This is a genomic window from Rufibacter sp. JT3400010 (assembly GCF_054956755.1).
Window position 1 is genome coordinate 1 of record NZ_JBUDXA010000004.1, and the last position, 23,902, is coordinate 23,902.

The window sequence follows — 23,902 nt, forward strand, 5'->3', positions numbered from 1 at the left end:
TGGAGTAGTTTCTGAATACTTACAGCAAAATGCCCGCTAAAGCCGCTGACATATAAGAAGCTAATGTACCACAAATTAAGGCTTTCAAACCAAGAGCGGCCAGGTCTTTCCTGCGCTCCGGCACCAACTGCCCAATACCGCCCACCTGAATAGCAATGGAACTGAAGTTCGCAAAACCACAAAGTGCGAAGGAGGTAATGAGCAAGGTTTTAGGGTGCAGACTAGTTTTAAGAGCGGCTAAGTCTAAGTAGGCCACAAACTCGTTGATCACGATTTTGGTACCCATCAAAGAGCCAGCGGTAAACATATCTTGAGAAGGAACGCCCATGGCTAGCGCGAAAAGCGAGAACACGCTGCCCAACAGACTCTTCATGCTCAGGTTCTCTAACGGAATTCCTACCGCATCCAGAGACATGCCCATGCCCGCCAGTGATCTTCCCACGAAGCCTAAGAAGTAATCTACCAACGCAATCAAAGCGATAAAGCCTACCAGCATGGCTACCACGTTCAAACCAACGCGTAATCCGTCAGAAGCACCGTGCGAAATGGCATCTACCAGGTTGGCATCCTGTTTCTTTACTTCAATCCCTACTTTGCCTTTGGTTTCGGAAACTTCGGTCTCCGGGAAAACAATTTTAGAGATCACCAGGGCACCGGGCGCCGCCATGATACTGGCCGCAATGAGGTATTCGGCGGGAACGCCTAAGGCAATGTACACCGCCATTACGCCACCCGCAATACACGCCATACTACCCGCCATGGAGGCTAGCAGTTCAGAGTTGGTCATGGTGGGCAAATACGGTTTGATCATGATCTGGGCTTCTACCTGGCCCACAAACACGCTGGCCACGTTGGAAACCGCCTCACTACCGCTCACGCCCATAAGTTTGTGCACGCCGCGCGCCACCACAGATACAATGCGCTGCATGAGGCCAATGTGGTAGGCAATGCTCACCAGAACGGCCACAAAAATGATGGTAGGCACAATCTTGAAGAAAAAGATCACGTCATTGCCTACGCCAAAAGCCCGGTCCATTTTCTCTTTGTTCACCAAGGCCCCGAACACGAATTCCGCGCCACGGTCAGAGAAGCTCAGAATCTGGGTGATGTAATGGCCTAATTTCTGAAAAATCATCTGCCCGAAAGGCACTTTCAGAATAAAGAAAGCTAGGGCCAATTGGAGCGAAAGGCCCACCACCACTAGCCTGACGTTGATGGCTTTTCGGTTATTGGAAAGTAAAAAAGCAATACCTAAGATCAGAACAATGCCAATCAGGCCGGTAAATCGGTTCATATTAAGAAAAAAGGGTTATAAAAATGTGTGGGTGAAAGGCTGCTATTGGCCCTGTGCTAGAGAAAACCATTAGAACAGCACTGGGAATTTGCCAGAGGCAATTGAACGCTCACAACCTGACCTGCCGTAGGAGAAATGAAAAGAAGAAGCAGGCAAATATGGCAACGCCGCCGTCGCGAAAGAGATACTGGAAGACGTGTCTGAGGTTATGTTAAAAAACATGATGACAAAAATACAGATATTTAGCTGTAAAACCTTAGCCCCTAAAATTTTATCTGCCCTCCTGTAAAAGCAAGGCCAACTTCTGTTTTCCGGCCCAGAAACGAAGCTCTTAGGCCGAGTAGGTTCTCCTTTTTCCTGAATCTGAAGACCAAGCCGAAGGTAGAGAACACCTGTTTTCGGCTTTTTTTTCTCAAATGGTGCTTAAAACGTAAAGAAGGCTTGGCGCTGCACCAGATTCTTCGCAATGCTTTGTTAACAGAAAAGCTTTAGGCAAAAGTGTAAGTAGTAACCGCAAAAGTAGGAGGGCGATATGGAGGAGGTTTCTGAGATAATTCGTTTATTTAGAGAAACTTTCCAAGGAATATGGATCATACAAAGCAGCTGAACCGCACGTTGGGTTTGCGACTGGTAGTGGTAGTAGTGGTGGGGAACATCATTGGGTCTGGGGTTTATAAGAAAGTGGCCCCCATGGCCGCCGAACTGCACTCGCCGGGGTGGGTTTTGATCTGCTGGATTCTAGGAGGTATCATCACCTTGTTCGGGGCGTTGAGTAATGCCGAAATTGCTGGACTTCTAGCCGATACCGGCGGCGAGTACGCCTACTACAAACGCATTTACAACCGGTTCTTCGCCTTTATTTACGGCTGGTCTTTGTTTACCGTGATCCAAACGGCAGGTATTTCGTCATTGGCCTACGTCTTTGCGCAATCCTTCAACAGCGTAGGACCGTTACCACCCGTCCTGAGTTCCCTGGCTGATTTTTCCATTGCCGGTGTCTTCTATCCCTTCGCCGATTTCAACGTGAAACTGCTGGCCATTCTTCTCATCATCTTCTTGACCTGGATCAACAGCCGGGGAATGCGGGCAGGGGCAGGCCTGAGTACAGCCATTCTCATTCTGGTGTTCGCCGGTATTTTCATGATTGTCGGCTTCGGGCTTAGCAGCGGCGAAGCTGATATTACCCGCAGCTTTGATTTAGAAACCACCAATAACACGCCCATCACCTTCAGCGCGGTTTTTGCTGCTATGCTGTCGGCGTTCTGGGCGTACCAGGGCTGGGCTTCCATCGGGTTTGTGGGCGGCGAGATTAAGGATGCGAAACGCAATATTCCCCGCGGAATTTTCATTGGCGTGCTCTTGGTGATTGCCATTTATCTGCTGGTGAACGCCACGTATCTGGCTTTGCTGCCTGTTCCAGTTCTGGAGCAAGTGTATGCCGCCGGAAACCAAATTGCCGCCATTGAGGCGGTGAAAAGTTTCTGGCAAGCCGGTGGGTTCTTTATCTCTGTGTTGATTCTGGTAACCACGCTGGGTTGCACCAACGCGACCATTCTAGCCAGTTGTCGCACCTACTACGCCATGGCCCGGGAAGGATTTTTCTTCCGGAAAGCCGCCGATCTGAACCAGAAGCAGGTGCCGGCCAACTCCCTTATTTTCCAATGCGTGTGGGCCTGTATTCTGGTGCTCTCGGGCACCTTTGATCAGCTAACCGACATGATCATCTTTGCCGTTTTCATTTATTATGGCGCCACCACGCTGGGCGTTTTCATCCTACGCCGCAAAATGCCAGATGCACCTAGACCGTACAAAGTTTGGGGTTACCCCGTAGTACCGGCCATTATGGTTTTATTCTGCGTTGCCTTGTTCTTCAACACCATTCTGGTGCGCCCACGGGAAGCCGGAATAGGGATGATTTTGATGCTGACGGGTATTCCTATGTACTGGTGGTTTCTAAAGAACAACGTGGCCAAGCAGGAGCCGGAAAAGGTAGAAATGAATGCCTGAGATTGATTTCTAGCCTGACCTCGGGAACTTCCTCTCGCTCGCCTCTGGCAAGTATGGGCTACGTGCGGCATCCCGCCGCTTTATGTACATTTATTCAAAAGGAGCTGAGAAGCGGCGGGACGCCGCGGGTAGCTCACACTCGCGGGACGCAAGCGAGAGGAAGTATCAGCTCATTGAAGGGCTGTTACTTGTTTCCAACTTGGACCCCGATGCCCGAGAATCTGAAACTCACAGGGGATTTCTGCTTTAAAAGAGAACGGTCTAGGTCTTAATGCAGACTTCTTCGTTTGACCATGCCGCCGTCTGTGTCATCAATGCTTTGCTGAATCAGAAACGCTTCAGGATCTATCAGCTTTACTTCCTTCCGCAGGGCCGGAATCTCCAGCCGGGTTACCACCGTGAAGATGATGTCAATCTCCAGGTTGTCGCCCCGCTTCCCGAAACCTCTTTTTCCCTGGTAAATGGTCACGCCCCGGCCTAACTTCTCAGTGATGGCCACCCGTATGTCTTCACTTTGCCTAGAAACAATGGTGACGCCGGTGTACTGCTCAATTCCGTGCAACAGGAAATCAATCATTTTGGAAGCCGAGAAATAGGTCAGGATAGAGTAAAGGGCCACATCTACGCCCAGGAAGAATGCGGCGGTGCAGAAGATGATGATGTTCAGGAGTAGAATGACATCACTCACTTTCATTAAAGGATAAAACTTACTCACCAGCACGGCGGCCACTTCGGTGCCATCCAGCACGGCGCCTCCGCGCATGGCAAAACCAATGCCCAACCCAATGAAAACGCCGCCAAAGATGGCCGTGAGCATCTTGTCTGAGGTCACATCTGGAAAGGTCACTAACGTCAGGCACACGGCCAACCCCACAATGGCCGAGGCGCTTTTAATGGCAAACACGCGGCCCACATAGCGGTACCCCATAAAAATGAAAGGTAGGTTGATGACCACAATCAGAAGAGAGAGCGGTATGCCGAAGAGGTGCGTGAGAAGCATGGAAATGCCGGTCACACCGCCGTCAATAAAGTGGCTGGAAAGCAGGAACCCTTTCAGTCCCAAACCCGCCGAAAGGATGCCTAGTATAATGAGGGGAATGTTCTTGAGTTCGGCTCTGAGATCAACGTGTTGAGCAGCGGTGGAAAGCATAAGGCGAAGTTTCGGGTTGATGGGTGGGTTGGCAGTTGCGTACCAAGCAAGATAATGAAAATAGGGGCTTGTAAGGCACAATCAACTACGGGTAGAAAAGAAAAAGCCTGATTATGTTTTCATGTTCTTTTAAAAAATCAGCGCAGAAACGTATAGTTAAGGCAAGAGGAAAGGCTTTTGGGGTCTTTCTGGGTAGAATGCAGAAAGGAAGCTGTCTGAAAAGGCCTAAATATTTTTAACTTTACAGTAATGCTGTCTCAGGTGTTTAGAAAAATATTGTACCCTTTTAAGTTCTCCCTCATGGGAGTGATGTTGCTTTGGGCACTCACGTTGCCTGGGCAGGAGGTAGAAGTTTATAAATTCCTGCTCAGATACACCATCGGCAAACCGGCACCCGCTAGTCCTACGCACCTGGAAACAGAGGCCGGGCAACTATCTGCCGCAAAAGTGCAGCAAGAGGCTGTGCACGCATTTAAAGACGCCAAACCAGCCAAAGCCCCCCTCCTGAAAGTAAGTCCGGCTTTGCTGGCCACAGCATGGGAGGGTTTTACCGCTCCGGTGTTTGCTTGTTTTGGGCTTTCCCCATCTGCATTGCTGGGGAAAGTCTTTCTCCCTAGAAAATCTCTTCTCACGTCACTTCGGCCCAACGCTCCTTAGGCTTTTAAAGCTATTTGGAAAGATGTAGGAGTAATGTCTCTTCTGTGCTGGCATATGAATGCTGGTGCATTTGCAGCTTTACGTACCTACTGGTGGTTTTACGCGCTACTGCGCCACGTGGTACTGCTAGTTTCTGGTTGATCCGTAACTGCTTCTTTCCTTATTCCTTCCCCTTTTAAGTCACTTGTAATTTACCTGTACACTTTATCGCATACAGATGCTGCCTGCTGCCTTTGAGCGGGCGATTGAATCCTTTTTCTACTGTTCATTATATGACGCATTTACCAAATTTAATAACTGATTTGGGGTTGATACTGGGGGCTGCCGGTATCACTACCTTAATTTTCAAGAAAATAAAACAACCCTTAGTACTGGGCTATATCATTGCGGGGCTACTGGTAGGGCCCCATTTTGCCTTGTTTCCCACTATTGTAGAGCTTGACAACATTAACATATGGGCCGAGATTGGCGTGATTTTCCTGCTTTTTAGCCTAGGGCTGGAGTTCAGCTTCAAAAAGCTGGTGAAGGTGGGCGGGGCCTCGTCCATTATGGCTTTGATAGAAGTGGTGGTCATGCTGCTGCTAGGCTATCTCACGGGGCAGATACTGGGTTGGACCACCATGGACAGTATTTTCCTGGGCGGTATTCTTTCTATTTCCTCTACCACTATCATTATCAGGGCGTTTGACGAACTGGGGGTGAAAACCCAGCGGTTTGCCGGGCTGGTATTTGGGGTACTGATTGTGGAAGACCTGGTCGCCATTTTGCTCATGGTGCTGCTTTCCACGCTGGCCGTGAGCCAGCAATTTGCCGGTTCAGAAATGCTGACGGCGGTGCTCAAACTGGCTTTCTTCCTGATGCTCTGGTTTCTGGGCGGCATTTTTCTCATTCCTACCTTCCTGCGCAAAGCCAGCAAACTTATGAATGATGAGACGTTGCTCATTGTCTCGCTAGCGCTGTGTCTGCTCATGGTGATTTTGGCAGCCCAGGCCGGATTCTCGCCTGCTTTGGGAGCGTTTATCATGGGTTCTATTCTAGCGGAGACCACCAAAGCCGAAAAAATTGAACACCTTATTTCCTCGGTGAAGGACTTGTTTGGGGCAATTTTCTTTGTCTCGGTGGGCATCCTGATCAACCCGGCCATGATGGTGACCTATGCCGGGCCCATTGCTCTCATTACCATTGTCACGTTGCTAGGGAAGTTCCTCAGTATCACCGCCGGTGGTTTGATATCTGGGCAAGGCCTGAAGACCTCTATTCAGTCAGGGATGAGCGTTTCCCAGATTGGGGAATTCTCGTTCATCATTGCCACGCTGGGGCTTACCTTAAACGTAACCAGTGAGTTTCTGTACCCCGTAGCGGTAGCAGTTTCAGCTATCACCACTTTCACCACGCCCTACATGATTCGGCTTTCAGGCCCTTTGTATCAGTTCTCGGAAAAGATATTACCGGCGAAATGGCAGAAGTCCTTGAATGAGTATAGCTCGGGAACCCAAACCATTTCCACCACCAGCGACTGGAAAGTGGTGCTTAGGTCTTACCTGATCAACCTGGTGGTTTTCTCCGTCATCATCATCAGTATTGTACTACTGTCTGCCCAGTACCTGAATCCGTTCATCACCCAGAATGTGGTGGAGGGCAACTTAGGCGATATCATCACCACAGTAATCACACTAGTGTTCATGGCGCCATTTCTCTGGGCCTTGGCCGTACACCATCCGCAGAAAGAGGCGCAAGGCCGCATTTGGGCTAACCGCAATTACCGTAGCCTGGTCATTGTGCTGGGTTTTGCCAGAATAGCCATCGCTATCCTTTTTATTGGGTTTTTGCTGAACCAGTTCTTCTCGGTGCAACTGGCGTTTCTGGTAGGAGTAATCATTGCGGCGCTCATGGTCCTCTTCTCCAAGAGAATCCAGCGCTTTTACATCCGGATAGAGAACCGGTTTCTGCGGAACCTTAACGCCCGTGAAATTCAGGAAGCCTCTAAAATGCACCACACCATCACTCCTTGGAATGTTCATCTGACCAGCCTGGATGTGGCGCCTGAAGCCGAAGTGGTAGGAAAAACTCTTTTTGAATTACAGATACGGGAGAAGTATGGGGTAAACGTGGCCGTGATTGAACGCGGAGACCGCACGCTTATGGCACCAACTCGCAATGAACAATTGTTTCCCTATGACAAACTTTATGTATTTGGTTCAGAAGAGCAGGTAGAGGCTTTCCGGCTTTTCATCCACAATAAGGCGACGTTATTGCCAGAAAATCAGCGCGAAAATGTCAGCCTGCAAAAGCTTCAGATCAGAAGTAATTCTGTTTTGCTGCATAAATCCATCCGGAACTCAGGCATCAGAGAGAAAACCGAAGGCCTGATTGTAGGCATGGAGCGAAGAGGGGAAAGAATTCTTAACCCAGATTCTGAGATGGTGTTTCAGGAAGGAGATATTGTTTGGATAGTGGGTGTTCCCCGCAAGATAAAGCTTCTGGAGGAAGGGGTTGAGCAGGTTGTTTCCTACTAAGCTAAAAACGCTGCCATCTTTTTGCGCTGTACATAGCCTGTTAGTCCTGTAGAAAAAGTAAAAGCTGCTAAACTCTGTTTCAGGGCTGTTTTCTTGAAAACAGCCCTGAAAGGAGGAAGGATGCCGCTGTCTTCTTTTGGTTGAGTATATTCATGCAGTGTATTCACTCATTGCCATCAGTGCCATTGTTGGTGTTATCACCAACAATCCTTTATCGGCTGAATTCCTAAAACAGCTATCAAACTGAGTTGATGAGTTGTTATTGGCAATCACACTTGACAACGGCGAAACTATCACAGATGTATAAAAACAAAAATGCCAGACGTTTGTCTGGCATTTTTGTTAATCAAAGTAACTGAAGTGACTAGCTTACCACTACTGGTTTGGTAGTTACAATTCTTTCTTTGTCTACGTTGGTAGTATCCACTACAATTGGAGCGGCAATGAACAACGTAGAATACGTACCAGTCAAGGAACCAACCAACATCGCGAAGGAGAAGCCTCTCAAGGTCTCACCACCAAACACGAACAGGATGATCACTACCAGTAATACCGTAAAGTTGGTGATGATAGTACGGCTGAAAGTACTGTTCAAGGCCGGGTTCACAATTTCGCTGAACTTCATACGCGGGTTCTCCTGGGTGTACTCCCTGATCCGGTCAAACACTACCACGGTATCGTTGATGGAGTAACCAATAATGGTCAGGATAGACGCGATGAATACCTGGTCCATTTCGAAAGAAACCCCAAACAAGTTAGCAATGGTAAAGGCAGCAAATACCACCAGCACGTCGTGGATCAAAGCAATAACCCCGCCCAAGCTGAACTGCCAGCGGCTGAAACGGAAGGCCAGGTAAAGGAAGATACCGGCAAAAGATAGTAACACGGCAATAACAGCCGTCTTCTGAATATCATCGGCCATGGTAGCACCTACTTTAGAAGAACTTACAATGGTAGGATTCTGCGCGCTGTACTCTTGCAAACCTTGCACCAGAGCGGCTCTTACCGTCTCATCTGCTTGCGTGGACTCATCTTCGGCAATGTAGCTGGTCGTCACTTTCAGGCGGTTAGACGCACCGTAGGTTTTCACCTCAGTACCCGCACCTTTGAATTCGTCATCCAGCGCAGATCTTACGTCAGAAGCCGGAACCGGTGTGTTGAAGTTCACCACGTAAGAACGACCACCTTTAAAGTCTACGCCCAACGGCAATTCGCCTTTGATGAACACGGCCACAATCCCGAACAGGATGAACGCGGCAGAGAAGATGTACGCTTTCTTACGGTTGCCTAAAATGTCAAACTTGATGTTTTTAAACCAGTTTCTGGAAAGCGGGGTCTCTAGCGCCAGGCTCTTGAAGTTCTTGCCAGAAGTCATCCACTCTACCAACAGACGGGAAACGTAAACAGCGGTGAAGAAGGAAGTAGCAATACCAATCATCAAGGTGATGGCGAACCCTTTTACCGGACCAGATCCGAAGAAATACAGGATGATACCTGCCAATAACGTGGTTACGTTGGAGTCAAAGATGGAACTGAACGCTTTGCTGTAGCCTTTCTTGATGGCTTCCTGAATGGTTAAACCAGCGGCCATTTCTTCCTTGATCCGTTCAAAGATCAGAACGTTCGCATCCACAGACATACCCATGGTCAAGACCATACCGGCAATACCTGGTAAAGTAAGCGCAGTACCAAACTGGGCCAGAATACCAATGATGAAAAAGATGTTGAAAAGGAGCGCGATGTTAGCCACCAAGCCACCTTTGCTGTAGTAAGCAAACATGAACAGTACTACCAGACCCATACCAGCCAAAGAAGAAATCAACCCTTGGTTGATGGCTTCCTGACCCAAAGAAGGACCTACAATGGCTTCTTCCACAATACGGGTAGGAGCAGGCATTTTACCAGCTTTCAGGATGTTAGCTAAGTCTTGCGCTTCTTCAATGGTGAAAGAACCAGAGATAGAAGAGTTACCACCGCTAATCTCGCTTTGTACCACTGGGGCAGAATACACATAGTCATCCAACACAATAGCTACCTGACGACCAATGTTGTCACCAGTCAGACGCTGCCATTTCTTGGAACCGGCGGCGTTCATGCTCATGGTAATCTCCGGGCGACCAGTTTGGTCATAATCCTGGCGGGCATCAGAGATGAATTCACCGGTTAAAGGAGCTTTGCCTTCACGGCCTTTTTTCACGGCGTACAGTTCCAGGAACTCGGCACCGTCATTAGAAACAATCGGCTTCACGCCCCACAAGAACTTCATGTTCTGCGGGAAAATCGCTTTCACTTCTGGTTTGGCAAACAAAGCGTTTACTTTAGCGGTGTCACGCACGTTGGTGCCTAAGCCACCCGGAAGGGTAGTGAACAAGCGCGCTAAAAGAGAGCTTTGGTTCGGGTTAATGGAGTCTTGCTTGGCAGCGGCGCTGTCAGCAGGTTTGCTTAACTGAGCGGCTAAAGCCGACGTGTCTTTTCCGGCAGCGCTGGTCAACGCATTGGCAGAAGTATCAGCGGCAGAAGCCAAAGAGGCCGAAGGCGTAGTGCCTTTCAGTTTGTTAGCGGCTTCTTCTTTTACCAGGTAGTCATTCAACTGCGTAAAGTAAGGACCGAATTCCTGCACGCTCCATACTTCCCAGAACTCCAGGTTAGCCGTTCCCTGTAATAATTTACGAACCCGCTCTGGGTTATCTACACCCGGTAACTCAATCTGAATACGGTTGGTCCCTTTCAGGTGCTGGATGTTAGGCTGGTTTACCCCGAATTTGTCAATACGCGTGCGCAGAATGTTGAAAGAACGGGCTACCGCGTCATCTACTTCTTTGTTGATCACGTTCAACACTTCTTTGTCAGTTGAGTTGTAGCTCAAAGAACGGGTGGTGCTGTTCGCGAAGATAGAAGCCAGTTTTGCGTTAGGCTGCAACTCACGGTAAGAGCGGTAGAACAGGTCTACAAAGTTCTCCTGGCTGGTTGCCTGCAACTTCTGGGCACGGGCAATCGCTTGCTCAAACGCGGCATCTCTGCGACCACCGGCCATAGCCCTGATGATCTCTACCGGAGAAACCTCCAGTGTCACGTGCATACCGCCTTTTAAGTCAAGACCCAGGCCCAGTTCGCTTTCTTTCACTTGTTGGTACGTGTACTCAGCACCTAAGAAGTTGAATACCGGAGCTTTCCAGACAGAATCTAGATACGTTTGTCTTTTGTAGTGGTCAACGGTGCCTGTTTTGGTGGTGGCAAACCGCGTGGCGTCTTCTTCTACGCCTTTAGAGACCAAAGAGAAGGACAGATAGTACAGGCACAACGCCGATACAATGACCGTCAGTACTAGGATAAAACCTTTGTTACGCATTGGTAATGTTTGAATAAATAAAAATGAAGAATACGGGTATGAAAAGGCGGCTAAGCCGGAAATGCCCTGTTTTCCTGAAAAGGAAGCAGAAACCATCTGGCCTTACCAAAAGAAAATGCAGTATTTACTCCGGAAATGCCGGGAAATAGCGGGAAAGTTCCGAAGCAGAAACGCTAGGGAGCGTTGGGTGAGATAGGCAAAGTAGCCAATTGTTGCAGGAAGAATGTCCAGAAGGGAGTGCCCAAAGACGTTTTTACCAGCGCCTGCACCGGGGCAAGAAACGTGAGGCGAAGGAAAGCAGTGGGTTCGGCTATCTCCAGAGAGACAAAAGAAGTAGTGGCCTCAAAAGAGACTTTCTGCTTCACCACCGAAGATTTCGCATCGCGGCCCTGCTGGTTCACCGCTGCCTGTTCTGCCGGAGAGGCAGTGACATGGGCATAGGCCGGTAGGGCTCGGTGGTTTACCGTAAGCACCAACAGCAAGGCAATGCTTGTGCAAAGCAGCCGCCAATTACGTTGTATGTAGTGCCTGGGTTTCATGTCTGTAAGCAAAGATAAGCGATTCTTAAAATAAAACAAAAGCCTCTGCTGTGGGTTGAACAGCAGAGGCTTTTGTTAAGTGCCTTTGAAGAAAGGTTATTTTTTGATTTTGGAGTTCAGATACGTGACCAATACCTCTAAACCCACCTCAAAATTACGGTTGTTGGGAATAATGACATCGGCATCATTTTTAAACGGCTTGATGTATTTCTCATAGGTAGGGGCTACGTGGTTGGTGTAGCGGTAGAGCACGTCATCCAGGTCATAGCCGCGTTCTACTTTGTCTCTGAGAATACGGCGCTGCAGTTTGATGTACTCTTTGGCGTCTATGTACACCTTCATGTCCAGCAGCTTGGCTACTTCTTCAAAGTAAAACACGAAGATGCCTTCCACCACTACAATGGGAGCCGGTTTGAACTCCAGTTGGCGCGGTACTACATTGGGGTTGTTGAAGGTGTACTCTTTGCGGTAAACGGTTTCTCCTTTGCTTAACTGGAGAATGTCATGGGCGTAGGCCGCGCTGTCAATAGAACTGGGCAAATCAAAGTTATGAAAGCCGTTTTCGTCTATAAACTGTTTGTCGCGGTCATGATAGTAATTGTCCTGCGAAACCAGGCAAATGTCTTCAGGTGCATACGAAGCCAGTAGTCTGCTCAGGAATGTGGTTTTCCCTGATGCGCTCCCTCCCGTTATTCCTACAATAAATGGCTTTTGATGCATATATACGTATGGTTTACGGGTTGCAAAATTAGCCTTTTGCCAGCATGCAGCCTAACGCCCGCGCAAAAGAATTTATCAGGTACCGGTTTGTACGTAGCGGTGCTGCAGAAAGGACACCAATTGCTGCACCACCCGGCCCCGGTGACTTATTTGGTTTTTCTCCTGGCTATCCATCTCGGCAAAGGTGCGGTCCTGGCCCTCGGGCACGAAGATGGGGTCGTAGCCGAAGCCTTGCTCGCCCTGTGGGGCTTCAATGATGTGGCCTTCCACAATGCCGTCAAACAGATGCTGTTCGCCTTCTTCCAGAATAAGCGCAATGGAGGTTCTGAAACGGGCTTTCCGGTTTTCCTGGCCCTTGAGACCTTCCAGTACTTTCTGCATGTTGGCCTGGTTGTCGCGCGCCGGTCCGGCGTAGCGGGCAGAGTACACACCGGGTTCATTGTGCAGGGCTTCCACCTCTAAGCCGGTATCATCGGCGAAGCAGAGTATCTGGTATTTCTCCCACACGTACTGCGCTTTCTGCAAGGCGTTCCCCTCCAGCGTGTCCTGGTCTTCGGCTAGTTCTTCAGAGCAGCCCAGTTCTTCCAGGCTCACCAGTTCAAAAGGCAGACCCAGCAGTTGCTGTATTTCTTTTAGCTTATGCGCATTATTAGAGGCGAAACAGATTTTCATAGGGTATAAAGTAAGGTACTAAGGTGTCACAATGATACTACGTCTGGCCAGCAGTTCAAAGCCGTTTTAACCCGAAGGCACGGCTGGTAAGAACGCAGCAACAGCGCTGAAAGATGGCTTTTGGCGCTTTTTCATTTTTCTAGCCTAGAAACGCAGGAGAGCACGGGTGCTTGCCTTCTACGCAGTTCTGCTTTTTTTTTAATAGGTACTCAGGCTTTTTGATGTAATTTTGCCGCGTTGCGGGCGGCTGTAAGAAGCAAAATCCGTTTGGCAACGAAAATGTAAGTTCTTTTTGCGCGTTCTTAGGCTGTTTTAGGTCTGTTTTCAAAAAAATAGCTTAAAAAAAGCCTTTGCAGATAACCAGAAGGCAGCAACTAGGTTTAGCCTATACTGGTATAGGCAAAGATGGCAGATGCGGTGAACCAATCACTTGCTTCTTTCCCCAGACTACTACGTTGTGCCGCTGAGACAACGTTGAAACAGGTGTTCTGAGAAACAGGAATACCGAAGATGAAAAGCAGAGACAGTTGATGAAATTCCATAATGATGACGAAAGACCGGTAAGACGGCCCCGCGCGCAGGTACTCTCCAAACGATTGGACCGCGTGTTCACGGAACTGTACACCATCGCTTCGTTTGTCGGTCGTTTTTTTAAGGAGGTTTTCATGCCTCCGTATGAGTTCAAAGAGATTATCAGGCAGTGTTTTGAGATCGGGGTGAAGTCGCTCCCGCTTATTTCACTTACAGGTTTTATCATTGGCATTGTGTTCATGAACCAGTCCCGGCCTTCTTTGGCCGAGTTTGGAGCTACGTCCTGGTTGCCGTCGCTGGTGTCATTGGCCATTGTGCGGGCCTTGGCTCCGCTGGTGACGGCTTTGATTGGGGCGGGTCGTATTGGGTCCATGATTGGGGCCGAGCTGGGTTCCATGAAAGTGACCGAGCAGATTGAGGCCATGGAAGTATCGGCTACTAACCCGTTTAAGTTTCTGGTGGTAAGCCGCGTACTGGCGACTTCGTTCATGATTCCGGCGCTCATGATGTACACCATGCTGGTGGCTTTATTGGGCGCTTTCCTGAATGTGAACGCAAACGAAGGCACCAGTTTTGTGACCTATTTCTCTCAGGTTTTTGACGCCATTACGTTTCTGGACATCTTTTCTTCCTTGTTCAAGTCGGCGCTGTTTGGGTTTACCATTGGCGTGGTGGGCTGCTACAAAGGCTACAATTCGTCAAAAGGAACCGAAGGCGTAGGCAAAGCGGCTAATTCTTCCGTAGTAACGGCTATGTTTTTAGTGTTTATAGAGGAGCTGTTATCTCTGCAGGTCATTACGGCTCTCCGTTGATTCTAAGAAAAGCCCATGAAAAAGACCCAACCCGTTATAGATAGAAACAACTGCGTCATCAACATCAGAGGACTGGAGAAATCCTTCGGAGATCTGGACGTGCTGCGGGGCGTGGACCTGGACCTGTACAAAGGCGAAAACCTGGTGGTGCTGGGGAAATCGGGAACAGGGAAATCGGTGTTGATCAAAATCATTGCCGGACTACTCAAGCCAGATTCCGGAGAAGTGAATGTGCTGGGGCAGCGGGTAAATCAGCTGAAAGCCCGTGATTTAGATAAACTTCGGCTCAAGATTGGGTTCTCGTTCCAAAACAGTGCGCTGTATGACAGCATGACCATCCGGAAGAACCTGGAGTTCCCGCTGGTGCGCAACCGCAAGGACATGACCCGAGCCGAGGTGAACCGCATGGTGGAAGTGGTGCTGGATGCCGTAGGCCTTTCGCAGACCATTAACCAGATGCCCTCAGAACTCTCTGGCGGACAGCGGAAACGGATTGGCATTGCCCGTACCTTGATTCTTCAGCCCGAGATCATGCTCTACGATGAGCCCACCGCCGGTCTGGACCCCATTACCTGTATTGACATCAATAACCTGATCAACGAGGTGCAAAGCCGCTTTAATACTTCTTCCATCATCATTACCCATGATTTAACCTGCGCCAAAGACGTGGGCGACCGCGTGGTGATGCTCCTGGACGGCCGTTTTCAGCGGCAGGGCACGTTTGACGAGGTGTTTCAGACAGATGATGAGCGGGTAAAATTATTTCATGATTACAATTTCATAGACTAAATGAGTGCAGTAGAAAATAGGCGAGCCGTAGTGGTGGGAATCTTCGTGTTTTTGGCGCTGGTGATTCTGGTGGTGGGTGTCTTTGTGCTGGGAGGCCAGCAGAAACGCTTCACCAAAACCATTCAGGTAACTGCGGTGTTCAGTGACGTGACCGGTCTAAAAATAGGAAACCAAGTGCTTTTCTCTGGGGTGCGGGTAGGCGTGGTCAAGAGCATTGCCTTTGAAGGCCCGTCACAGGTAGCCATTGCCATGGACATTACCGAGGAAGCCCAGAAATACATCCGGAAAGACGTGAAAGCCACCATCGGCTCTGAAAGTTTCATCGGGAACAAAGCCATTGTGCTCACCGGCGGAAGTCCGCAGATGCCCGTAATACAGCCCGGCGACCGACTCACCACCTCGGCCCAACTGAGTACCGAGGAGATGATGCAAACCCTTCAGGAAAATAACAAGAACCTGGTTGCTATTACCACCGATTTCAAAAAGCTTAGTTCTGGCTTAGCCAACGGCGAAGGCTTGGCGGGCGCATTGCTCACCGACGACCAACTAGCCCAGAATTTTCAGGCTATTCTGGCTAACCTGCAAAAAACCTCGGCCACTAGCGTGCGGGCGTCTCAGGCGCTGGCGCAGTTCTCCAGTAAACTGAACACCAAAGGCGGCTTAGCCGATGACCTCCTCACCGATACGTCCACCTTCAACAAGCTGCAAGCCACCATGGCCCAACTGGAGGAGGTCATGGCCACCACCAACCAAATCACCAGCAAACTCAACACCACCGCCGATAAACTAGGCTCCAACAACAATGCCTTGGGCGTATTGCTCAACGATCAGGAGTTTGCCGTAGACCTACAAATGACCATGCAGAACCTGGAAGCCGGCACCGACAAGCTAGACGCCAACATGGAAAGCCTCCAGCACAGCATTCTGCTCAACGGCTTCTTCCGGAGAAAAGCCAAACGCGAGGCCAAGCAGAAAGAACGCGAGCAACAACGCCAGGAACGGCTGCAGAAGCTGGAGCAGAAGCAAGACAAGAAAACATCCGTGCCAGCTAGTACTACGAACTAGCCTGTCCCGCTTTTACAACCCCGCCCTACGGGCATACCTCCTACATTAGGAGGGGAGTTGATTTGTTAGGTGGGATTGAGTGTGGCAGAAATCCTCGACAATGCGTGGTTTCGCTGCGATGCAGCAAGAGTAATCTGGAGACTACCTATCATCTGTAGGCACGAGTCAGAGACTCGCGCCAGCAGAGTAAGCGGGAAAACAAATGAAAAGATCTCACAGGTTTTCAAAACCTGTGAGATCTTTTCATTTGTTTTCCTATTTCACGCATATCCGTTTCCAGCCTTTCGCTTGAGCGCCTAGAGTTCGACGACCTGTGAGCGCCAGCGAAGCAGGTGAGGAGAAATCACAGCGCGAGGGCGGAAGGCGAGGCCTCGCGGCCGTGAGCGCTTACCGTCAACGATGAAACAGCACAGCACTTGCACCCACGCCAAAAGCACCCAAGTCCAGGGAACTACAAAATGCGTGCACCTAGCGTAAACAGCGTTCCATGCTTACTTTCCCCAAACCACCATAAACCCTACAACAAATAAGCATTCCATTCCTCCTCCTTCAACACCACCCTGATATGCTCCCGCAGGGTCGTGGCCAGAGAATAACCGGTGTACGTGGCAGAAATAGGATACAGCGTGTGGTGGCGGTTGATCAAAGTGGCAATCTCTAATTTCTTGCAGTCCTTGTTCAGAAACTCCCGCAGGGTATAAGCTAACGTTTTTCCAGTATTCAAGACATCATCTACCAGCACCACGGCAGTACCAGACAGAGAAGCAAGGGCAGGGGAAATGACAAGGTCATGGGCGAGTGGTTCAGTCTTGTGCAGCGTCACCTCCAGCAAAGAAACTTCCAGCGGGGAAATAGCCCGCAGTTCCTGGGCCAACAGTTGCGCCAGCGAGTAGCCGTTCTCATGGATGCCGGCCAGCACCAGTTGTTTTTCCTCAAAGTTGTGCTCGTAGATCTCAAACGCCATGCGTTTGATTTTCTGCAGAATCTGGTGGTGGTCCAGGATGCGGTTCTCTTGTGTAAAGACCATGGGGCGTTGCTGTTTACGGGCCAAATTACCAAAAGAATCCCCAAAACAGCGGCATGGTACCCGGTAAAGTTGTATCTTTGAAAATATTTAGCGGAAAAGGTTTTAAAAGTGGGCCAAATGCTTTACTTTTGCAGTCCTATTCCAGAAATCCGAAGTTAAAAATATAGAATAATGAAAAAGGACCTTCATCCTGAATACAGAGAAGTGGTTTTCCAAGACACTTCCAGTGATTTTAAATTCATCACCCGTTCTACCATGAACTCCAATGAGACCATCACCATGGAAGACGGCAAAACCTACCCGGTAATCAAAGTGGAGGTTTCTTCTGCGTCGCACCCGTTCTACACCGGTAAAAATATCTACGTGGATACTGCCGGCCGTATTGACAAGTTCAAGCAGCGTTACAAGAAATAAGCATATTGTACGGTGAACCGTATAGAAGTCTTCCTGATGTTTTTCAGGGAGACTTTTTTATTTAGTCTATATGAACATTATTCTCTTTGACGACCCGGTGCTGCGGGCCAACCTGCTGCCGTTGACGTTTACCCGGCCTGTGGCCGAAATTCGCGTGGGCATCATGACCATTGCCGAGAAATGGCGGCATCTTTCCAGCGAAGTGGTGTCTTACCTAACCCAGGATTACTTGCAGGGGAAATTCAGCCAGTTGCTGGATGGCGGGAAGAATATGTACATCAACGGAGCAATCTGCCCTACGGCCGAACTGATGGCACAGATACGGCAGTTACCCGTGGGCGGAGCGCTGTATCAAGATGATCTTTTGGTAGCACTGAACTCCGACAGCGTGGAACTGCACAGTGTGGAAGAGGTGTACAGACATAACACCTCAGATAGAAGCCACGTTGTGCTTCCTCCGCATTCCGTCATTACCCAACTCTGGGACATCTTCCGGTTTAACGGGCCGCAGATACGGGCAGACTTCCAGTTGGTCACCAACGGTAGGGTAAGCCAGCCTATAACAGACCCGCACACCGTAGCCTACAACGCAGAGAATATCTTCATTGAGGAAGGAGCCAGCTTTAAAGCCGCCATTCTGAACGCCGAGAACGGGCCTATTTACATTGGGAAGAACGCGCAGGTACAGGAGGGAACCGTGATTAGGGGACCCTTTGCCATTTGTGAGGAAAGCGTGATCAACATGGGCGGCAAAATGCGCGGCGATGTAACCATAGGGCCTTTCTGTAAAGTGGGCGGCGAAATCAGCAACTGCGTGTTCTTCGGGTATTCCAACAAAGGGCATGACGGGTTCCTGGGCAACTCAGTGGTAGGGGAGTGGTGCAACTTCGGGGCAGATACCAACACCTCCAACCTCAAGAACAACTACTCCAACGTGAAACTGTACAGCCATGCGCAGCAAAAGTTTGTGGACACTGGTTTGCAGTTCTGCGGCCTCATTATGGCTGATCATGCTAAAACGGGCATCAATACCATGTTCAATACCGGAACGGTGGTGGGCGTAGGTGCCAATGTGTTCGGGGCGGGGTATCCGCCTAATTTTATTCCGTCGTTCACGTGGGGTGGTGGGGCCCAGCCGCAAACGTTTCAATTGCCCAAGTTCTATGACGTAGCGCAGGCAGTGTTGAGCCGCCGGGGCTTGTCGGTCACCGAGGAAGACCGAACCATCTTCAACTACTTATTTGACGTAACCCAACCCGGCCGCACCTGGGAAACCGAACGGAAACCTGCCTAAAGGCGAAAAAATATTGGAACCGGCGACGGATGGTTTTTACGCTATTTTCTGAAAAGTAGGGCAAAAACCATCCGTCGCCGTTATCTTTACAGACAATTAGCGGAGAAAGAGATTTCTCTGGCCTTCGGTTTAAAATAGTAAATTCATACGTGCAGTTTTCCCAGATTTACGGCCACCAGGAAACAAAGCAACTGCTGCTGAATTCCGTTAAATCCCAGCATGTGGCCCATGCGCAGCTTTTCTTAGGCTCTGAAGGAAGTGCCAACCTGGCGCTGGCCCTGGCCTATGCCCAATACCTCAACTGCGAAAACCCGCAGCCCCAGGATTCCTGCGGCGTGTGCTCCAGCTGCAACAAAATAGCCAAGCGCATTCACCCAGATTTGAATTTTGTAATGCCCGTGACCAAAGTGAAAGACCAGGATGCCCTGAGCAAGAACTTTGTAACCCAATGGCGCGCGTTCCTGAGTGACAGCCCTTACCAGACCCTCAACGACTGGATGCAGTTTATTGGCGCCGAGAACAAGCAAGGCACCATTCCGGTAGGCGAAAGCCGCGAGCTGGTGCGCATGACTTCACTGAAAGCCTTCGAGGCAAAATACAAAGTCATTGTTATCTGGCTGCCCGAACTCATGAACGCCAGCGCCGCCAACGCCTTACTGAAGCTATTGGAAGAGCCGCCAGCTGCTACAGTGTTCTTGCTCGTGAGCAACGCCTCAGACAAAATCATGCCCACCATTCTGTCCCGTACCCAACTGGTCAAAGTGCGCGCGTTCACTGATGAAGAAGTTATTCAATATCTGGTGGAGCAACAAGGCACCGAGCGGGAACGAGCGTACCAGGTAGTATCTTTAGCCGAAGGAAACCTGCAAGCCGCCCGCGTGCTGAGTCAGGAAATGACTTCGGACTATTTCACCTTCTTCCTGAGCTGGATGCGCCTGTGCTACAACCATAAGTTTGACGGCGTGCTAGAGCAGAGCGAAGACTTCCAGAAGCTGGGCCGCGAAAACCAGAAGAACTTCCTGCAGTTTGCGCTGAGTTTGTTGAGAAAAGTGCTTCTGTACGGCGTAGACAGCAAGCTGATCGCGTTTTTGCCCCCGCCGGAGCTGGACTTTGTACAGAAATTCGCCAAGCTTATTCACCAAGGCAACGGGGCACAACTGTCGCAGGAATTGAACGAGGCGCACTACCACATTGAGCGGAACGCCCACCCCAAAATCACGTTTTTAAATACGTCCATTCAAATTGCCCAGCTCATCAGGCCGGTGGCATAAATAGAGAATATGGAAACACCCCAACCAACGCCTCCCATCCGGATTGCTACCCGCGGCAGCCGCCTCGCTCTGTGGCAGGCCCACCACGTGGCAGATACGCTGCGCGCCCACGGCATGGAAGTGGAGATCGTGACCATCACCACCAAGGGAGACCTCGTTTTAGACCGTTCTTTGGATAAAATAGGCGCGAAAGGCGTGTTCACCGAAGAGCTGGAAGAAAGTCTGCGCACCGGTGCCACTGATATTGCCGTGCACAGCGCCAAAGACGTGCAGTCCACCATCCCCGATGATCTGGAACTGCTGGCCTTCATGGAACGGGAGAAAGTGCATGACGTAGTGATTTCCTTTGACCCTCTGTTCAAGTTGGGCGAAGGACAGCAGGTCATCGGCACCTCGTCAACCCGCCGCCGGTCTATGCTGAAGCGTTTCTACCCCAATGTGATTACGTCTGAGTGCCGGGGCAATTTGCAGACTCGTATCCAAAAGCTGAAAGACGGTCAGTACGATGCCATTTTGCTAGCCTATGCTGGCGTGTCTCGCATGCAGTACGACCACATGGTAGCGCAGCATCTTCCGCTGGATAAATTTATTCCCGCCGCCGGGCAGGGCAGTGTGGCCATTGAGTGCTCTAAGAACCTGTCGCTGGAGCGAAAACTGAACCTGAAACTGGCGCTGGACCACAAGCCTACGCACCTTTGCCTCCTGGCCGAGCGGGCCTACCTGCGTACCATGGAAGGCGGCTGCAGCATCCCGTCCTTCGCCCTGGCAACCATTGAAGGGGAAACGCTTACGCTCAGAGCTGGTATCATCAGTCTGGACGGGCAGGAACTCATTGTGGAAGAGCTGACCGTGCCCGCAGACCAGGCCGAGGCCATGGGCGAGCAACTGGCGCAAACCGTACTCAGCAAAGGTGGCGACAAAATTCTACAAGCCATTAGAGAAGAAAAAGCTTAGAAATTCAATATAAGGAGCAGGGCGGAGTAGCTGCGGAAGAGCTGTTTTGGTCCTGTTTATCTAAAAACACCCATGAAAAAGAGTTTGTACTTGTTGGCTTTGTTGGTGCTGTTAGGAGTTACCGCATTCGCCCAGAAGAAAAGCAAAAAAGATTATCTGGTCACCATCGCTACCTCACAGGGAACCATCCGGTTGGTGTTGTTTGAAGACACGCCCAAGCACCGCGAGAATTTCCTGAAACTGGTGAAGAAGAAATATTATGACGGCACCACTTTCCACCGGGTAATTAAGGACTTCATGATCCAAGGCGGCGATCCCAACTCCAAAGACAGCGATCCTGAGAATGATGGGGCCGGGGATCCGGGTTACACCGTTCCGGCGGAGATTCTGCCGCACCACAAGCACATCTACGGCGCTTTGGCTGCGGCCCGCATGGGCGATAACATGAACCCTCAGCGTGCCTCCAGCGGCTCACAGTTTTATTTGGTGGAGAACCACGCGGGCGTTCCGTTCCTGGACAACCAATACACGGTGTATGGCCAGGTGATTGACGGTCTATCCGTGATTGACAAGATTGCCGAGGTTCCCAAAGATTACAGCGACCGCCCTACCCAGGATATTAAGATGACGGTGACCGCCGACAAGATGTCTAAAAAGAAAATCACTAAATTGTACGGCTACCGCTACGAATAACCCTCTCCTATGAAGACCATTCTCATTACCGGTTCTAACGGCCTGCTAGGGCAGAAACTGATTGACCTACTGCACACTGAGGCGGATATCAAACTGATTGCCTCTTCCCGCGGCCAGAACAAATTAGCGGATTTGTACCCGCAGGTGGCCTTCGCGGCCATGGACGTGACCAATGCTGACCAAGTTGAGCAGGTCATTGCGGAGACCCAGCCCACACACATCATCCACACGGCGGCTATGACCAACGTAGATGACTGCGAGAGCCAGCGCGAAGAATGCTGGAAACAGAACGTAGACGCGGTAGAAAATCTGGTGAAAGCCTGCGAACGGCACGGCGTACACCTCATCCACGTTTCCACTGATTTCATCTTTGATGGTGAAAACGGCCCTTATACCGAAGAAGCCGAAGGTGCTCCGGTGAACTTTTACGGCGAGAGCAAACTAGCCGCCGAGGAACTGGTGAAACGCGCCGCCTGCAAATGGGCTATCCTGCGCACGGTGCTGGTATTCGGGATTGTGCATGACTACGGCCGTTCTAACATTGTGCTGTGGGTGAAAGGCTCTCTGGAACAAGGCAAGCGGATTAAAGTGGTGAACGACCAACTTCGCACCCCAACCCTCGCAGAGGATTTGGCCCAAGGCTGCTGGCTCGCCGCCAAACACGATGCCCAAGGTATCTTCAACATCTCCGGCGAAGAACTGCTGACCCCGCACCAGATGGCCGTACAGGTAGCCGAGTACTTCAACTTAGACAAAACCCTGATTGAGGAAGTAGACGGCTCTATCTTCACCCAGCCCGCCAAACGCCCACCGCGCACCGGTTTTGACATCACCAAAGCCAAAACGCAGCTTGGCTACCAACCCCGCACCTTCAAAGAAAGCATCGCCATTGTGGCAGGGCAGATTTAAGTATTTTGAAGACCCGTTTTCGGCCTGTTTTCAGGAAAGACAGGCCGAAAACGATGTAGCGTCGTAACCCTGTTACGACGTGTCTCTCTGGAACAGAACTGTTTCTTCCTGTAAAAGACCTTCTCCACGCCACCAAGAATGACTGTTGCAAACACCAGTTCGTTTGAATTTGTGACGTGCGTTGCGGCCAAATAGAGAAAAAGAGCCACCTTCTCCCAAATTCATCCGTAGAAAGCGTCTATGCTGAACCGTCTGCTGCGCGCTTTTCAGGATTACTTTTCTTTCTCTCAGCGAGAGCTGAAGCACTTTTTCATTCTGATTTTCCTGATGGGGCTGTGCATAGCGGCACCATTTTTCTTTTTCCAAGACGATGTTCCCTATGACCCCACCGCTGACCAAAAAATACTAGACAGCCTGGTGGTGCAGCTTGACAGCCAAGTGGAAATAGCTGAAGCCGAAAGGGCGAATTCTTACCGGCGCAAACCCGTTAAACTGTACCGCTTCAACCCCAACGAACTAACCGTAGCGCAGTGGCAGGAATTGGGTTTGAACAAGTACGTCGCGCAGCGCATCCTCAACTACAAGGCCAAAGCCGGGGCCTTCAAAAGCAAAGCTCAACTGCAGAAAATCTACGGCCTGCCAGACTCGCTTTTCCAACTGTGGTACCCTTATATCAACCTACCCGATGAAAGCCCCGGCTACGCGCGCACCTATGACAAAGGCCAACCGTTTTCCGGCTCTTATCCAGAAAACAAGCCCAGAACAGAGTACCCGCGCAAAAAGTGGGAAGTACAGCCATTTGACTTGAATACCGCCGATACTGCGGAGCTGAAGCAAATCAAAGGAATCGGCAGTAAACTCTCGGCGCGGATTGTGGCTTTCCGAAACAAGATGGGCGGTTTTCACTCCGTGGAGCAAGTGGCTGAGGTATATGGGTTGGCACCCGAGGTGGTGGACAGTGTGCGTAAGTACGGCTTCCTCTCCAAAGCTAACGCCCCCCGTAAAATCAACCTGAATACAGCTACGTTTGACGAGCTTCGGCAACACCCGTATATTGGTTTCAATCTGGCCAAAGCCATCGTGAATTACCGCACGCAACATGGGCCCTATCCCAATCTGGAAGAACTCCGCAAAATCAAACTGATAGATGAGACAAAGTTCCAGAAGATGCAGCCCTATCTATCGGTGCAGTAACAGAATTTGTATTGCGTGCTGCAATGCGTAATTTGAACACGCCCT

The 23,902-nt window shown here is 50.2% G+C and carries 21 protein-coding genes; 13 read left to right on the forward strand and 8 right to left on the reverse strand.

Annotated elements, in window-relative coordinates; genetic code table 11:
• Positions 1 to 19: 19 nt before the first annotated feature.
• Positions 20 to 1,294 carry a NupC/NupG family nucleoside CNT transporter gene (locus ACY0JR_RS05095; RefSeq protein ID WP_462632861.1) on the reverse strand — a complete coding sequence of 425 codons (1,275 nt, stop codon included), beginning with the start codon at positions 1,292 to 1,294 and terminating at the stop codon, positions 20 to 22.
• Between the two features lie 585 nt (positions 1,295 to 1,879).
• Here ACY0JR_RS05095 and ACY0JR_RS05100 point away from each other — a divergent pair.
• A complete protein-coding gene (locus ACY0JR_RS05100) occupies positions 1,880 to 3,301 on the forward strand; it encodes an APC family permease (protein WP_462632862.1) in 1,422 nt (473 codons plus the stop codon).
• 268 nt (positions 3,302 to 3,569) lie between these two features.
• Here ACY0JR_RS05100 and ACY0JR_RS05105 read toward each other — a convergent pair whose 3' ends face one another.
• Positions 3,570 to 4,451 carry a YitT family protein gene (locus ACY0JR_RS05105; protein ID WP_462632863.1) on the reverse strand — a complete coding sequence of 294 codons (882 nt, stop codon included), beginning with the start codon at positions 4,449 to 4,451 and terminating at the stop codon, positions 3,570 to 3,572.
• A gap of 261 nt (positions 4,452 to 4,712) precedes the next feature.
• Between ACY0JR_RS05105 and ACY0JR_RS05110 the strand changes: the two genes are divergently transcribed.
• Both ACY0JR_RS05110 and ACY0JR_RS05115 read left to right on the forward strand, forming a co-directional pair.
• Positions 4,713 to 5,108, forward strand: a complete 396-nt coding sequence (locus ACY0JR_RS05110) for a hypothetical protein (protein ID WP_462632864.1) — start codon at positions 4,713 to 4,715, stop codon at positions 5,106 to 5,108.
• A gap of 272 nt (positions 5,109 to 5,380) precedes the next feature.
• The gene (locus ACY0JR_RS05115) at positions 5,381 to 7,624 is read left to right on the forward strand and encodes a cation:proton antiporter domain-containing protein (RefSeq protein ID WP_462632865.1); all 2,244 of its coding nucleotides are present in this window, start codon (positions 5,381 to 5,383) and stop codon (positions 7,622 to 7,624) included.
• Here ACY0JR_RS05115 and ACY0JR_RS05120 read toward each other — a convergent pair.
• The 5 genes from ACY0JR_RS05120 to ACY0JR_RS05140 form a co-directional block, all read right to left on the reverse strand.
• Positions 7,621 to 7,791, reverse strand: a complete 171-nt coding sequence (locus tag ACY0JR_RS05120) for a hypothetical protein (RefSeq protein ID WP_462632866.1) — start codon at positions 7,789 to 7,791, stop codon at positions 7,621 to 7,623. The genes ACY0JR_RS05115 and ACY0JR_RS05120 overlap by 4 nt on opposite strands.
• A gap of 197 nt (positions 7,792 to 7,988) precedes the next feature.
• On the reverse strand, positions 7,989 to 10,973 hold the full coding sequence (secDF, locus tag ACY0JR_RS05125; RefSeq protein WP_462632867.1) for a protein translocase subunit SecDF: 2,985 nt from the start codon (positions 10,971 to 10,973) through the stop codon (positions 7,989 to 7,991).
• Positions 10,974 to 11,146: 173 nt separating this feature from the next.
• A complete protein-coding gene (locus ACY0JR_RS05130; protein WP_462632868.1) occupies positions 11,147 to 11,512 on the reverse strand; it encodes a hypothetical protein in 366 nt (121 codons plus the stop codon).
• A 96-nt stretch (positions 11,513 to 11,608) separates the two neighbouring features.
• On the reverse strand, positions 11,609 to 12,232 hold the full coding sequence (locus ACY0JR_RS05135) for a uridine kinase family protein (RefSeq protein ID WP_462632869.1): 624 nt from the start codon (positions 12,230 to 12,232) through the stop codon (positions 11,609 to 11,611).
• Between the two features lie 75 nt (positions 12,233 to 12,307).
• Positions 12,308 to 12,904 carry a non-canonical purine NTP diphosphatase gene (locus ACY0JR_RS05140; protein ID WP_462632870.1) on the reverse strand — a complete coding sequence of 199 codons (597 nt, stop codon included), beginning with the start codon at positions 12,902 to 12,904 and terminating at the stop codon, positions 12,308 to 12,310.
• A gap of 530 nt (positions 12,905 to 13,434) precedes the next feature.
• Between ACY0JR_RS05140 and ACY0JR_RS05145 the strand changes: the two genes are divergently transcribed.
• From ACY0JR_RS05145 to ACY0JR_RS05155, 3 genes are read left to right on the forward strand one after another with little or no spacing between them, the layout of a single operon-like run.
• The gene (locus tag ACY0JR_RS05145; RefSeq protein WP_462632871.1) at positions 13,435 to 14,247 is read left to right on the forward strand and encodes an MlaE family ABC transporter permease; all 813 of its coding nucleotides are present in this window, start codon (positions 13,435 to 13,437) and stop codon (positions 14,245 to 14,247) included.
• Between the two features lie 15 nt (positions 14,248 to 14,262).
• Positions 14,263 to 15,036 (forward strand): ABC transporter ATP-binding protein, encoded by a 774-nt coding sequence (locus tag ACY0JR_RS05150; protein WP_462632872.1) that lies wholly within the window; start codon positions 14,263 to 14,265, stop codon positions 15,034 to 15,036.
• On the forward strand, positions 15,037 to 16,101 hold the full coding sequence (locus ACY0JR_RS05155) for an MlaD family protein (RefSeq protein WP_462632873.1): 1,065 nt from the start codon (positions 15,037 to 15,039) through the stop codon (positions 16,099 to 16,101).
• Positions 16,102 to 16,618: 517 nt separating this feature from the next.
• Here the strand turns inward: ACY0JR_RS05155 and ACY0JR_RS05160 are convergent.
• On the reverse strand, positions 16,619 to 17,128 hold the full coding sequence (locus ACY0JR_RS05160) for a phosphoribosyltransferase family protein (RefSeq protein WP_462632874.1): 510 nt from the start codon (positions 17,126 to 17,128) through the stop codon (positions 16,619 to 16,621).
• A gap of 171 nt (positions 17,129 to 17,299) precedes the next feature.
• Here ACY0JR_RS05160 and ACY0JR_RS05165 point away from each other — a divergent pair, with 171 nt between their 5' ends.
• From ACY0JR_RS05165 to ACY0JR_RS05195, 7 genes are all read left to right on the forward strand, one after another.
• Positions 17,300 to 17,542 carry a type B 50S ribosomal protein L31 gene (locus ACY0JR_RS05165; protein WP_181304331.1) on the forward strand — a complete coding sequence of 81 codons (243 nt, stop codon included), beginning with the start codon at positions 17,300 to 17,302 and terminating at the stop codon, positions 17,540 to 17,542.
• Between the two features lie 70 nt (positions 17,543 to 17,612).
• Positions 17,613 to 18,836 (forward strand): GlmU family protein, encoded by a 1,224-nt coding sequence (locus ACY0JR_RS05170; RefSeq protein WP_462632875.1) that lies wholly within the window; start codon positions 17,613 to 17,615, stop codon positions 18,834 to 18,836.
• Positions 18,837 to 18,985: 149 nt separating this feature from the next.
• On the forward strand, positions 18,986 to 20,107 hold the full coding sequence (gene holB / locus ACY0JR_RS05175; protein ID WP_462632876.1) for a DNA polymerase III subunit delta': 1,122 nt from the start codon (positions 18,986 to 18,988) through the stop codon (positions 20,105 to 20,107).
• A 9-nt stretch (positions 20,108 to 20,116) separates the two neighbouring features.
• Positions 20,117 to 21,061 carry a hydroxymethylbilane synthase gene (gene hemC, locus ACY0JR_RS05180; RefSeq protein WP_462632877.1) on the forward strand — a complete coding sequence of 315 codons (945 nt, stop codon included), beginning with the start codon at positions 20,117 to 20,119 and terminating at the stop codon, positions 21,059 to 21,061.
• Between the two features lie 72 nt (positions 21,062 to 21,133).
• Complete coding sequence (locus ACY0JR_RS05185; protein ID WP_462632878.1) at positions 21,134 to 21,754, forward strand: peptidylprolyl isomerase; 621 nt, start codon at positions 21,134 to 21,136, stop codon at positions 21,752 to 21,754.
• Between the two features lie 9 nt (positions 21,755 to 21,763).
• Positions 21,764 to 22,663, forward strand: a complete 900-nt coding sequence (locus tag ACY0JR_RS05190) for an SDR family oxidoreductase (RefSeq protein ID WP_462632879.1) — start codon at positions 21,764 to 21,766, stop codon at positions 22,661 to 22,663.
• 240 nt (positions 22,664 to 22,903) lie between these two features.
• Positions 22,904 to 23,857 carry a ComEA family DNA-binding protein gene (locus ACY0JR_RS05195; protein WP_462632880.1) on the forward strand — a complete coding sequence of 318 codons (954 nt, stop codon included), beginning with the start codon at positions 22,904 to 22,906 and terminating at the stop codon, positions 23,855 to 23,857.
• The last annotated feature ends 45 nt before the right edge of the window (positions 23,858 to 23,902 follow it).

Coding starts and splice junctions, on each gene's coding strand:
- ACY0JR_RS05135 (WP_462632869.1), bottom strand. CDS start 12,232: ATGCATCAAAAGCCATTTATTGTAGGAATAACGGGAGGGAGCGCATCA.
- hemC (WP_462632877.1), top strand. CDS start 20,117: ATGGAAACACCCCAACCAACGCCTCCCATCCGGATTGCTACCCGCGGC.
- ACY0JR_RS05145 (WP_462632871.1), top strand. CDS start 13,435: ATGAAATTCCATAATGATGACGAAAGACCGGTAAGACGGCCCCGCGCG.
- ACY0JR_RS05155 (WP_462632873.1), top strand. CDS start 15,037: ATGAGTGCAGTAGAAAATAGGCGAGCCGTAGTGGTGGGAATCTTCGTG.
- secDF (WP_462632867.1), bottom strand. CDS start 10,973: ATGCGTAACAAAGGTTTTATCCTAGTACTGACGGTCATTGTATCGGCG.
- ACY0JR_RS05170 (WP_462632875.1), top strand. CDS start 17,613: ATGAACATTATTCTCTTTGACGACCCGGTGCTGCGGGCCAACCTGCTG.
- ACY0JR_RS05130 (WP_462632868.1), bottom strand. CDS start 11,512: ATGAAACCCAGGCACTACATACAACGTAATTGGCGGCTGCTTTGCACA.
- ACY0JR_RS05185 (WP_462632878.1), top strand. CDS start 21,134: ATGAAAAAGAGTTTGTACTTGTTGGCTTTGTTGGTGCTGTTAGGAGTT.
- ACY0JR_RS05160 (WP_462632874.1), bottom strand. CDS start 17,128: ATGGTCTTTACACAAGAGAACCGCATCCTGGACCACCACCAGATTCTG.
- ACY0JR_RS05095 (WP_462632861.1), bottom strand. CDS start 1,294: ATGAACCGATTTACCGGCCTGATTGGCATTGTTCTGATCTTAGGTATT.
- ACY0JR_RS05195 (WP_462632880.1), top strand. CDS start 22,904: ATGCTGAACCGTCTGCTGCGCGCTTTTCAGGATTACTTTTCTTTCTCT.
- ACY0JR_RS05105 (WP_462632863.1), bottom strand. CDS start 4,451: ATGCTTTCCACCGCTGCTCAACACGTTGATCTCAGAGCCGAACTCAAG.
- ACY0JR_RS05150 (WP_462632872.1), top strand. CDS start 14,263: ATGAAAAAGACCCAACCCGTTATAGATAGAAACAACTGCGTCATCAAC.
- ACY0JR_RS05100 (WP_462632862.1), top strand. CDS start 1,880: ATGGATCATACAAAGCAGCTGAACCGCACGTTGGGTTTGCGACTGGTA.
- ACY0JR_RS05165 (WP_181304331.1), top strand. CDS start 17,300: ATGAAAAAGGACCTTCATCCTGAATACAGAGAAGTGGTTTTCCAAGAC.
- ACY0JR_RS05140 (WP_462632870.1), bottom strand. CDS start 12,904: ATGAAAATCTGTTTCGCCTCTAATAATGCGCATAAGCTAAAAGAAATA.
- ACY0JR_RS05190 (WP_462632879.1), top strand. CDS start 21,764: ATGAAGACCATTCTCATTACCGGTTCTAACGGCCTGCTAGGGCAGAAA.
- ACY0JR_RS05115 (WP_462632865.1), top strand. CDS start 5,381: ATGACGCATTTACCAAATTTAATAACTGATTTGGGGTTGATACTGGGG.